The 11,797-nt window shown below is 38.9% G+C and carries 12 protein-coding genes; 4 read left to right on the top strand and 8 right to left on the bottom strand.

Annotated features, from left to right (window positions below; all coding sequences use genetic code 11):
* Positions 1–38 precede the first annotated feature (38 nt).
* On the top strand, positions 39–947 hold the full coding sequence (locus AQF98_RS09285; protein ID WP_055131660.1) for a helix-turn-helix transcriptional regulator: 909 nt from the start codon (positions 39–41) through the stop codon (positions 945–947).
* Positions 948–1,018: 71 nt separating this feature from the next.
* Positions 1,019–1,933, top strand: a complete 915-nt coding sequence (locus AQF98_RS09280; protein ID WP_055131659.1) for an alpha/beta hydrolase — start codon at positions 1,019–1,021, stop codon at positions 1,931–1,933.
* 283 nt (positions 1,934–2,216) lie between these two features.
* On the opposite strand, the gene AQF98_RS09275 is transcribed toward AQF98_RS09280, so the two are convergent.
* The 8 genes from AQF98_RS09275 to AQF98_RS09240 form a co-directional block, all read right to left on the bottom strand.
* Positions 2,217–2,780, bottom strand: coding sequence for a DUF3347 domain-containing protein (locus AQF98_RS09275; protein ID WP_055131658.1), 564 nt, complete (start codon positions 2,778–2,780; stop codon positions 2,217–2,219).
* Positions 2,781–2,803: 23 nt separating this feature from the next.
* Complete coding sequence (locus tag AQF98_RS09270; protein WP_055131657.1) at positions 2,804–4,030, bottom strand: efflux RND transporter periplasmic adaptor subunit; 1,227 nt, start codon at positions 4,028–4,030, stop codon at positions 2,804–2,806.
* Positions 4,031–4,034: 4 nt separating this feature from the next.
* The gene (locus AQF98_RS09265) at positions 4,035–5,258 is read right to left on the bottom strand and encodes an efflux RND transporter periplasmic adaptor subunit (RefSeq protein ID WP_055131656.1); all 1,224 of its coding nucleotides are present in this window, start codon (positions 5,256–5,258) and stop codon (positions 4,035–4,037) included.
* Positions 5,236–6,459 carry a TolC family protein gene (locus AQF98_RS09260; RefSeq protein WP_235524204.1) on the bottom strand — a complete coding sequence of 408 codons (1,224 nt, stop codon included), beginning with the start codon at positions 6,457–6,459 and terminating at the stop codon, positions 5,236–5,238. Before AQF98_RS09260 ends, AQF98_RS09265 begins: the two co-directional genes overlap by 23 nt.
* Positions 6,460–6,472: 13 nt before the next feature.
* Positions 6,473–8,410 carry an efflux RND transporter permease subunit gene (locus AQF98_RS22350; protein WP_055131654.1) on the bottom strand — a complete coding sequence of 646 codons (1,938 nt, stop codon included), beginning with the start codon at positions 8,408–8,410 and terminating at the stop codon, positions 6,473–6,475.
* A complete protein-coding gene (locus tag AQF98_RS22345; RefSeq protein WP_055131653.1) occupies positions 8,407–9,705 on the bottom strand; it encodes an efflux RND transporter permease subunit in 1,299 nt (432 codons plus the stop codon). Before AQF98_RS22345 ends, AQF98_RS22350 begins: the two co-directional genes overlap by 4 nt.
* A 50-nt stretch (positions 9,706–9,755) precedes the next feature.
* Positions 9,756–10,118: a heavy-metal-associated domain-containing protein gene (locus tag AQF98_RS09245; RefSeq protein WP_055131652.1), complete on the bottom strand. Its 363-nt coding sequence runs from the start codon at positions 10,116–10,118 to the stop codon at positions 9,756–9,758.
* A 99-nt stretch (positions 10,119–10,217) separates the two neighbouring features.
* Positions 10,218–10,616, bottom strand: a complete 399-nt coding sequence (locus AQF98_RS09240) for a hypothetical protein (RefSeq protein WP_055131651.1) — start codon at positions 10,614–10,616, stop codon at positions 10,218–10,220.
* 169 nt (positions 10,617–10,785) lie between these two features.
* Between AQF98_RS09240 and AQF98_RS09235 the strand changes: the two genes are divergently transcribed.
* Entirely contained in the window at positions 10,786–11,256 is a 471-nt protein-coding gene (locus tag AQF98_RS09235) for a VOC family protein (RefSeq protein ID WP_235524203.1), read from the top strand.
* Positions 11,253–11,786: a GNAT family N-acetyltransferase gene (locus AQF98_RS09230; protein ID WP_055131650.1), complete on the top strand. Its 534-nt coding sequence runs from the start codon at positions 11,253–11,255 to the stop codon at positions 11,784–11,786. Before AQF98_RS09235 ends, AQF98_RS09230 begins: the two co-directional genes overlap by 4 nt.
* The last annotated feature ends 11 nt before the right edge of the window (positions 11,787–11,797 follow it).

Below are 11,797 nucleotides of genomic sequence, written 5' to 3'. Positions count from 1 at the left end.
AGATATTACCCTGCACTAGCTATAGCCTTTAGTACGATATGTATTTTACCAGTTTGCCAGACCATACCAAACCAGACTTTGATGAAGAATTGCATTTTAGCCTATTCAAAAAGCACAACATTATATTCAATGCTGAAAGTAGTTACAGTTCTTGTGATCGGCATGTAGGTTGTCTTTCTTTTAAAACAATACTGAGCGGAGAAGAATGGTATGGCATAAACAGACAGGAATTGGCCATTAGACCGGGTCAATTTTTGATTTTAAATAACGAACAGGAGTATTCTTGCCACATGGATACTGGAGAGAAGGTTAAAAACCTTTCTGTTTTTTTTAAGCAAGAATTTGCGGCTGCAGTATTTCATGATACCATTAATAAGGAAGAAAGTGTATTGGATGCTCCCTTTGATCATCTTCATCAAGCACCTGAATTCTTTCAGACCTTACAAAACATTACTCCTGAGCTGCAACAGCAATTGAATCTTTTACTCTATAAATTGAACAACCAAGGCTACCATAGCAGCATGGCTGATGAACAGCTGTTTTTTTTACTTCGTTATTTGCTCCAAACCCATCAGTCGGATACAAAACGTGCACAACAGGTAAATGCCATTAAGCGCAGTACAAAAATGGAAGTTTATAAACGTTTATGTATTGCAAAAGACATCCTCCATTCGTCGTATATAGATGATATTGACCTCAATGTAATGAGTAAACTTTCTTGTTTGTCTGTTCCACAATTGGTAAGGCAATTTAAATCTGTTTTCAATACTACCCCCTATCAATACTTAATCAATATTAGACTTCAACGTGCTGCTGAACTATTGAAATCGACTACCAAGCCGATACATGAAGTTACCTGGCTATGCGGTTTTGAAAATGTAAGCGCTTTTTCAAGGGCCTTTAAAACAGCATACGGCACACCACCCACTAGTTATAGAAATTGCTGATCAATTTGAGCATTTTTGCACATTTTCCTTTTTATTGAAAGTATAGTTTTGTGGTATCTGATACATACTTTATGAAAAACATACTCCTGCTTTCAGTTATTTTCCTGCTATTTCTATCTGCAAAGGCACAAGATCAAATTATCCCACTTTATGAAAAGGAAATCCCTAACTCGAAAAAAGCACCTACAAACTATGTTGAAGAAATTGATAGTAATGGGTTAATTAGTAAGGTAACCGTACCAACTTTAACTGCTTATTTTGCAAAGAAGGAATTGGCTACTGGAACTGCTGTGATCATTGCGCCTGGTGGTGGTTATTTTGTGTTGTCGCCTAAAAAATGTATTGAATTGGCCAAAGCGTTTAACCAGATTGGAGTTACCGCTTTTATCCTCAAATATCGTTTACCTAATGATGCCATTATGGTGAATAAATCTATTGGTCCTCTACAAGATGGACAAGCTGCCGTTCAATTGGTGCGTAAAAGAGCAGCAGAGTGGCGTATCAATCCTAGCAAATTAGGCATGGTGGGGCTTTCTGCTGGCGGGCACCTGGTAGCTACTGAAGGTACAAGACTAAACAAAATTGTGATCGCAAATCCAGAACAAGTCAATCTCCGACCAGATTTCATGCTCTTACTCTATCCAGTTATTATCTATGATCCAAACATCCCCAGAACTCGTGAAAATCTAATTGGGAAAAAACCTTCTCCAGAATTGTTGAATTTTTATAGTGCCGAAAAACATGTTACCACTCACACTCCACCTACATTTTTGGTCCATGCCACAGATGACGATGTTATTCCGGTAAAAAACAGTTTATTGTTCTTTAATGCCTTGCTCCAAGCAAATGTAAAAGCCGAAATGCACATTTTACAGTCTGGTGGTCATGGTTTTGGCCTAACAGATCTGAATAGCAAAAACAACTGGTTTAACCTTTGTAAAAGTTGGTTAATTGAAAATGATTTCTTAAAAAAATCAAAGAGGTAAAAGATATAGTGGCCTTAGCTAAAGGTTAATTAAATAGTCGGGATTACAAATCCCGACTAGCAATCTTGACTAATAAAGAAAAGCTGTCAGTCTGAGTTGGTCCAAGATTAAAGTATTAAATGCTTCGACAAGCTCAGCATGACAAGACTTGTGCAAGTCTTGAACAATAACAGTTAATTTAAAAAATTGTCAGTCTGAGCCTGTCGAAGACCAGACCAACAAATGCTTTTATAAGCTGATGTTAGTCGAGATTATAAATCCCGACCAACAATTGACTAACAGATTATTTTAGTGTTTCCTTTACTTCACCGCAAGTCAACATGCTTTCGCCGTAATAAGGGTTTTTGATGTCTTTCTGGTTACTTAACCAAGAAGCTCCTTTGTCATTCAAGGCCATTGGACAATATTCAACATAGATTTCTCCAGACTTTAAGCCACTGCTTTTTACCCTTGCAATAAAATCAGTACTTAAATCAGCATATAAAGCTCTTTGTACTTCTATGTCTGTTCCCGCTCCTATTTTAGCAGCAAGACTCGCTAATGCACTTCCATTAGCGAGAGCTTTGGCACCAAGTTCAATGGCGTTGGCTGCAACTTTAGCCTCAGCCAAATCGCCATTAACCAACGCAGTGGTTAAATGGGTATAGTGTGGGTAAACAGCATTTAATTGATCATCTTTTAAACTTACCCCTACAGCAGTTTGTGCTACTGGAGCTCCATGTCCTTCGCCTTCTGCATGGTTATGACCTGCATGCTCATTAGCTTCAGTAGGTTTCTGAGTGTTTCCACAGGCTGCAAATAAGGCCACTGCTGCAAAAGCGATGGTAAAATTGGTGATTGTATTCATGTTTTCTTTTTTATAATTACTTTTTAAGATTTGAGTTTAAGTCCTTCAACAGGGTTTTTACCTTTTTTAAGGATATATTCACTATATAAGAGGTATGCGCCAGTTACTACAACTTGATCGCCATTTTGCAGACCTTCGGCTATTTCTACTTGCTGATCGTTTTCTGTTCCAGTTTTTACCAATCGAGGTTCAAAGTTGTCTTTTCCACTTTTAATCCATACGTGCATCCCTTTACCATCTCTAATTACAGCATCTACAGGTAAGGTTAGTGCATTACCTTGGTTTCCGGAAGGAAGAAATACATTAGTCTGTAAACCGGGTTGCCATTGGTTTTTTAGATTTGGGATACTTCCCCTGATCTGCGTAAGTTGTGTGCCAGCCTGTAGTGCAGGTGTGATAAAATCAATGGTCATTTCCTGTGGTTGATCTTCCCAACCGGCAATAATTACTTTAACCTTTTGTCCTTGTTTAACCTGTTTGGCTTCACTTGGATAAACATCGGCTTCTACCCACAATTGACCATAACCCTCTAATCGTAATATCGGACTTCCCTCTGCCACATATTGACCTTGTGTAATGGATAATTCGGCAACCACACCGCTTGTTGGCGCATAAAATGTAACATAAGGATCTTTTTGTTGTGTTTTTGCCAATTGTTGCACCTGATTTTCTGATTGGCCATACAACAAGAGTTTCTGTTTGGCCGAAGCTACAATCTGACGCTCTATTTGATCTCCTCTAAACTGTTTTTCTTGTGCTATTGCCATCATGTATTCTTGTTGAAGTGTAGCCAATTGTTCTGAATACAATTGATATAAGGCTTGTCCTTTGTTTACTTTTACACCTGTTTCTCTGATATACAATTGTTCTACTCTACCAGCAATACGACTAGAGATATAATTGCTTTGCTCTGGGTTAATCGTTAAACGACCATTCAATTGTTTAAAACCAGTAAGACTATTCACACCAATAACCATGGTGGTGATGTTAGCCAAAGCCTGACGTTTCTCGTCTATTTTAAGCGCTTTCTCGTTGCTGTTTTTTTCAAAAGGCACCAAGTCCATCCCACAAATTGGACAGGTACTCATTTCATTTTTAATTACCTGTGGGTGCATTGGACAGGTAAAAGTTTGTAGTTTTTTATTTGCTGCTGCGGCTTCTGGTTTTTTCTCTTCACTGCAGGCAGCAATAAACACCGATGGAAGCACAGCCATTAAGGCAAATTTTTTGATGAATGATTTACGTTCCATAATTCTATTTTTTTGTCGGCTGCTCTTTGATAAAACTTTCACTATCTATCAAATACGCTGCGTTTTTACTCACTTCCCAATTACTAATGTCTGTTTTAACTTGTACCATGCCCGCAATGGTAATTCCTGCATCTATGGTTTTAGGTACCACTACATTGCCTTCTTTTTTAAAGATGATGGTTTGGTTACCGATAGAAAGCACTGCCGTTTCTGGAAGCCACCAAGAAGCAGTTAACAATACTGGAATTCTGGCTGTTAGTAGTTCACCAACTCTAAAATTGGATTGGTTGAGGTAAGTTCTGGCAATGGTGAAGTTCTCTCCATTTTTAAAAATGGGTTGAATTAAACCAATGGTCGCACTTTTAATGGTGCTTTTATCTGCTGTTTTATAAAAAGCAAATTGATCTCCCTTATTAACTAATGCAGCTAATGCAGGTTTAAAAGCAAATTCTGCGATTAAGTTGTTGCCATTGTAGATGGTAAAGAGCGATTGGCCAGCAGTAACATATTGTCCTTCTCGCAACAATACAGGAGAATTTGCAGGTGTTGCGCTACTGCTAGGTGTAGCAGCAGCTGTACTTCCACCACCCATTCCGCTCATCCCATCGCCACCGCTTGCTGTAGTTGCAGCAGGTGCTGCAACCGAAACAGGTGCGGCAGACTTTTCTAAGATATAACCATCAGCATTGCTATAAACTGGAATAAGATAATTTACTTTTCCGGTTTTTAGTACTTGATTAATTCCTGCAGCATTCATTCCTAATAACATTAACCTTTGTTTTGCTCTATCTATTAAGGTTTGATCTGTTTCTGTCCGTTTAAGAAACAAGAGTTCTTGTTGTGCAGCTGCCAGGTCTGGAGAATAGATTTGCATAATCAATTGTCCTTTACTAACCGGTTGATAGTTGTATTTGATCAGCAAACGTTCTATTCTACCACTTACCCTACTGGCTACACTGTTTTGGTTACGGGTATCATAATTGATGATCCCTTGAGCTTCTTCGGTAAATATCCGTGTACCATATTCTGCCTTGATTACTGGCAAGGTAGATACAACTTGCTCATTTGATGGCTGTAACAAATGAGACAAGTTACTATCTATGGTCAACGCACCAGGGTCATTATGTGTAGTATGTTTATTTTCTTTATTTCCTTTGCAAGAACTGATTACCAATACGATTGCAGCAAGGAAATAGACCAATGGCCTAACGATATAATTCTTTCTCATAATCAGCAATCATTAAATAAAGTTTCAGTTTCTCATCCAATACATTGGTCTGCATCATGGTCAGTGCTTCCCACGAATCGATGACCTGTGGCAATTCCATTTTGTTCTCTCGGTAGCTCAAGAAGTTTACGTCCAATGTTTTTTGTAAACTCGGAATAATCTTATGCTCTAAGGCATCAATGCGTTTTTGCATCGATTGAATTTCAAATTGCATTCCATAGAGCATGCCTTGTGTTTCTTGCAACATGGCCGCTTTTTCTTTGCTCATGGCCTCAATTTCGTAAGCCATACCTTTGGCTTCTGATTTGTACATCTTTGCAGACCAAGGCGCAATTGGAATACTAACCATACCCATTATACTAAATGCTTTAGGCATCATTTTGGTCAGTGGCGACATGTGGTCGAACCTCAATCTAAAATCTGGTCGGCTCTGTTTTTTCATGGCCTCGATATTCAATTGCATAGACTGGATGTTATAGTCCATCTTTTTGATATCATTTCTAGCCAAAGCCAAACTAGCCGTATCAATCTTGGCAGCAGGCACAAAAAGAGGCTTGTAGTTAGTGTCGATAGCGAAAATGGCATTTCCACTGCTATTCATCAAACTATTTAACCAAGCCCTTGCTTTGGCAATATCACCTTCCTGCATCCTGATCATATTATTGTTCTCTTCCAGTTTGGCCGCTGTTTTGTAAACACTACCCAGTTTGGATTGATTGTAGGGATACCTGATCTCTTCAATCTTTTTCATGGTCTGCATAATCTTCTCGTTTTGTTGCAACACATTAATTTTCTGTGCAGCAACCAACCAACCAAAATATAAACGTTTAGCCTGGGCTCTGTATTCGTTTAACGTAATCCCTCTGGTTTCGTTCTCTACCTTAGCTTTCGATTCGATGTACCGTTTATTGGCCTTTAATTTTACCGGATTGGGAATATCCTGTTCCAGTTGTAACATTAAAGAACCTTTGTCTCTATCGTCCATGAGTTGTTGACCTGGATAAGGTGTCATAAACGTACCCACACCAACCATGGGTGCCATCCAGGCAGTTGCCGCTTTTGCACTGTGTTTATAGCTTTCGGCTTTTAAACCATAAGATTGTAACAAAAGGTTGTTTTTATCTATCCTGTTTAGGATGGTATCCAGCGATAGCACTGGACTTTGTTGTGCTAACCCATAAAAAGGCAGTAACAACAGCATAATTACTATTCTTTTAATGATGTACATCGTGCACCTCCAATTTTCCATATTTCCTCAATTCGTATTCTTTAGACATTAAAAAGATCAGTGGTGTAACCAGTAGAATGTGTGTTGAAGAGGTCAATACCCCACCTATCATGGGCAGCACAATTGGCTGCATTACATCTACACCTACACCAGTAGCCCACAATACAGGCACTAGGCCAAACAACGACACACAAACAGTCATCAGTTTTGGTCTTAATCTTTTCGCAGCCCCATTAATTACATAAATTCTCAAGTCTTCTTTTGTAATTGTTTCGCTTGAATTTCCTTTCAGTTTGATGAGTTGTTGCATGGCATCGTTCAAATAGATGACCATTACAATTCCCGTTTCTACGGCGATACCAAACAGCGCAATGAAACCAACTGCTACACCAACAGATAGGTTTACGCCCCAGAAATAGATCATATAAGCTCCACCAATTAAAGCGAAAGGCACCGTAATGAGACTTAAAAAAGCCTCTCTGATAGAACGAAATGCAAAATATAAAGAGAAGAAGATGATCAGCAATACCACGGGAGCAATCCACATTAAGGTTTGTTTACCTCTGATCAGGTTTTCGTACTGGCCACTCCATTCTAAGAAATAACCTTCTGGAAGTATTCCTTTTTCTTTATTCAATTTCTCCATCGCTTCTTGAACTGTGCTACCCAAATCTCTGTCACGTACATTGAACATTACGGCACCACGTAAAATGGCATTGTCAGAACTGATCATTGGCGGACCATCTTCAAACTTCACCTCAGCAACTGCTGACAATGGAACCTCACCAAAAGTGGTCGATTGGATTGGAATACGCTGAATACGTTCTACACTATTTCTATATTCTTGGGCCAAACGCACACTGATAGAAAAACGTTGTCTACCTTCTATCGTATTGCCAACGGTTGCACCACCCAGGGCACTCTCTACCACTTGGTTTACATCATCCACATTGAGGCCATAACGGGCCAATTCTTCTCTTTTAATATCAATAGAGAGGTATTTACCACCAGTAATGGGTTCTACAAATAGATCGCTTACCCCTGCTGTACCTGCTAAAGCTGCTTTTACTTTTTCTGATACAGAAGCAATCGTATCGAGGTTTTGTCCGAATACCTTAATCCCCACATCGGTACGGATACCCGTAGCCAACATATTGATTCTGTTGATGATCGGTTGGGTCCACCCATTTACCACACCTGGAATTTGCAATTTGGCATCTAATTCGGTTACAATATCCTTTTTGGTAATGCCTTTACGCCATTCGCTTTTTGGCTTTAGGGTTATGATCGTCTCGATCATACTAATTGGCGAGTTATCGGTAGCAGTATTGGCCCTACCTGCTTTGCCTAATACTTTATCAACTTCTGGTACAGACTTGATGATCTTATCTTGCACCTGTAATATCCGTTTAGCTTCAGCATTAGAAACATCTGGTAAAGTTACCGGCATAAACAAAATGCTTTGTTCGTCTAATGGCGGAATGAACTCTGTACCCAAATTTTTAAGTAAGGGAATGGTAATCAGTAAAGCAATGATATTAATAGCGATAGTCGTTTTTCTCCACTTTAGTACCGTTCTGATAATGGGTTCATACACCTTCTCTAATATTCTATTTACTGGATTAGCATTGTCTGGCCTGAATTTTCCTTTCATAAAGAAGGAAATCAGTACCGGGGCCAAAGTAATCACCAATAGCGCATCCACAATCATGATGAATGTTTTGGTATAAGCCAATGGATGGAACAATTTACCTTCTTGCCCTGTGAGCATAAATACAGGTAAAAAAGAGGTAATGATAATTACTGTGGCAAAGAATACGCCCCTCGACACCTGTTTACTAGATTTGGTAATCACCTCCAAGCGATCTTCTTCAGTGATCCAATCTGGAGATTTACGAAATATATTTTTTAACCATGTTCTCATGATGATGTTGTTTTATTTTGATCTTTTTCCCACAATTCGTAGCGTTCTGCGAGATGTTTATATGCATTTTCACTCATGATAATCCCATTGTCTACAATTACACCAATGGCCAAGGCAATACCCGTTAACGACATGATATTTGAAGAAATATCAAAAGCATTGAGCAGGATAAAACTGGCGGCTATGGTAATTGGAATTTGTATGATGATACTTAAGGCACTGCGCCAATGGAACAAGAACACAAATACGATGAGTGAAACCACGATCATCTCTTCAATTAAGGTGTGTTTGATTGAGTCTACTGATTCTTTGATCAGTTCTCCCCTGTCGTACACAATATCAAATTTGACACCTTTGGGTAGTCCTTTTGATACTTCCTTCATTTTGGCCTTTACCTTGTCAATTACCTCAGCAGCATTTTCGCCATAGCGCATTACTACAATACCACCTGCACGTTCGCCTTTGCCATCTTGATCAAATATGCCGAGTCGGGTTTCTCCTGTCATCTGTACCGTAGCCAAGTCTGAAACCTTAATTGGTGTACCATTTTGATTTTTAACAGGGATATTGGCAATCTCGGCTATAGATTTGAGGTAACCAGATGTTTTAATGATATACCCCATGTTACTCATTTCAAACTTTCGGCCTCCAGATTCGTTGTTGTTGCTCCTCACGGCAGCAATTACCTGTGGTACGCTCAGTTTATAATAAAGCAGTTTATTAGGATCGATATTGATCTGGTATTGTTTCTGGAAACCACCAAAAGAGGCAATCTCGCTTACACCAGGTACATTCTGCAGGGCAAACTTCACATACCAATCTTGTATGGCACGCTGTTCGCCCAGATCCATATCTGGTGCATCTAAAGTATACCAAAGTACATGTCCAACACCCGTACCGTCAGGGCCTAATTGTGGTGCTACGCCATCGGGCAGGGTTTTAGAGATGGTACTGATCCTTTCCATTACCCGTTCTCTGGCCCAATAAACATCTACATCGTCTTCAAAAATGACATAGATAAAGCTCATGCCAAACATTGACGAGCCTCTTACGTATTTAATTTTAGGTATCCCCTGTAAATTGGTCACTAAAGGGTAGGTTACCTGGTCTTCTATCAATTGTGGCGATCTGCCCATCCATTCGGTAAATACGATCACCTGGTTTTCTGAAAGGTCTGGAATTGCGTCTATCGGGTTCTTTTGTACGGAAAATATACCCCATACAAATAGTCCGGCAGAAAGCATCAGCACAATAAACCGGTTGCGCATTGACCATTCTATAATTTTATGTACCATTTTATTTTTTTCAAAGAGGTGCCCAATTGCTCGGGCACCTGATGTTCATATTAGTGATGTGTTTCTGGTTTTTGAGCAGGCTGACCTTCCCTGTCGTATTTGCAGCAACCTGGAAGTTTGGTGTAAACTGCTTCGGTGGCTTTAAATTTTGGGGTGTCGTAACCAACATCAGCAATTTTGCGTTGAATGTCGTCTAACTTAATTTTGCTCGCATCGTAATTAATGCTGAGCATTTTGGTTTTAGCGCTCCACTCGGCACTTGTTACACCATCTGCTTTTACAGCTGCTTCGATGCGTTTTTTACACATGCCACAGTTGCCAGCAACTTTGATACTGTCTGTTTTAGACTGTGCAAATGCAGCACTGCCAAGGAAAGCCAATAAGGCTACCAAAGAGAATCGTAATGATTTCATGATTAATTGGTTTGAAAAAATAATTGGATTATAGAAAGTTTGGGCATAGCTATGCTACACCTGATACACGAATGTGCTAGTGATCAATAGAAAGGAATTCTATATTCTGTAGGTACAGTTACGGATAAAGATGGGTACACACTCACTTTCGGGTGGTGAATGACCATATACAGCTTTATTGGTCTCACTAGACAAAACAATTGGGTCTGTAACAGCTCCATATTGCTGATCGACTGCAACAACAGGTGCATTGAACTGATAAACCGTTTGTGCTGTTTTTTTGCTAGTGTCTACTTTGGCCTGTTTATAATCGTCTTTGCAGCAGGAGTGTTTTTTAACTTCCTTTTTAGACATGCCGCATACCCCACAATTATCTTTTTGGGGTTGATTTAAGCTCAACTTTACCAGTTGGCCCATACAATAATGAAAATGCACAGTTGCCCCACTTGAAACGCTCAGGTAAAAAATTGCAAGAAAGGTAAATAGTGCTCTTTTCATTATTTTACAATTTTAGAAAATATAATACAGGCACTTGTTATATAATTTCTGGTTTTATTTACATTATTTTCAAGAGAGCGAAATTTTGGACCTAGCGTAAATAAAATCTCTTAAATTTGGATGAATGTTTAAATGTTGCAGCTATCGAACCCTAATTGGTCTAATCATAATGATTAGCCTAACTATCTCCTGTAAAAACAGTACTAAAAAAGAGAAGGCTACAATTGAAACCAGTATGAAGAAATCATCAAACCCTGTAGTTTATTTTGAAATTCCAGTAACTGATATGGATAGAGCGATAAAATTCTATACGGCTGTGTTTAATTTTTCTTTTGAAAAGGAGATGATAGATCACAATGAAATGGCTTTGTTTCCTTTTGAAGCAAAACAAGAGGGAATTTCTGGAGCATTGGCCAAAGGCGAGATCTATCAACCAAGTATAAATGGCACGCTCATCTATTTCAAAACTGAAAATATAGATGAAACTTTAACATTGGCCCTAAAAAATGGCGGAACGCTTTTGTATCCAAAAACCTCAAATGGACCGTTGGGTTTTGTTGCAGAATTTAAAGACAGTGAAGGCAATAGAATTGCTTTGCATATGGATGCTCCTAATGCCAATTCAAATAGTTTAAAATGAAAGTAGAAATCAGAAAAGAGGAAACAAGAGATCATCAGCATGTTTTTGAATTAATTGAAAAAGCTTTTGAAAACGAGTTGTTTAGTAACCATAGAGAGCAGTTTTTAGTTGAAAAGCTCCGAAAGTCTCCAGCATTTATTCCTGAACTTTCCTTAGTGGCCTTATACAATGGTATGTTAGCAGGCTATGTTCTTTTAACCCCCATTCAAATTGTTAACCAACAGCAATCTTTCAGTTCATTAGCCTTAGCTCCTGTTGCCGTATGGCCAAGCTACCAAAATAAAGGCATTGGCCAAATGTTGATTTTAAATGCCCATCAAAATGCCATTGCAGCAGGTTTTCAATCTGTGGTGCTTTTAGGTCATGCCGATTATTATCCCAAATTCGGTTATCAACCTGCCCATCAATTTAACATCAGTTTGCCTTTTGATGTGCCACTAGAAAACTGTATGGCTATTGAATTGGTTAAAGATGGACTAAAAGGGGTGAGTGGAATGGTCGAATATCCAGCTGCATTTAGTAATTATTAAACCATTTATAG

Source organism: Pedobacter sp. Hv1, assembly GCF_001412215.1.
Classification (GTDB): Bacteria; Bacteroidota; Bacteroidia; order Sphingobacteriales; family Sphingobacteriaceae; genus Pedobacter.
The sequence above is the reverse complement of the archived record's forward strand: the minus strand, read 5'-3'. Positions and strand labels throughout refer to the sequence as shown.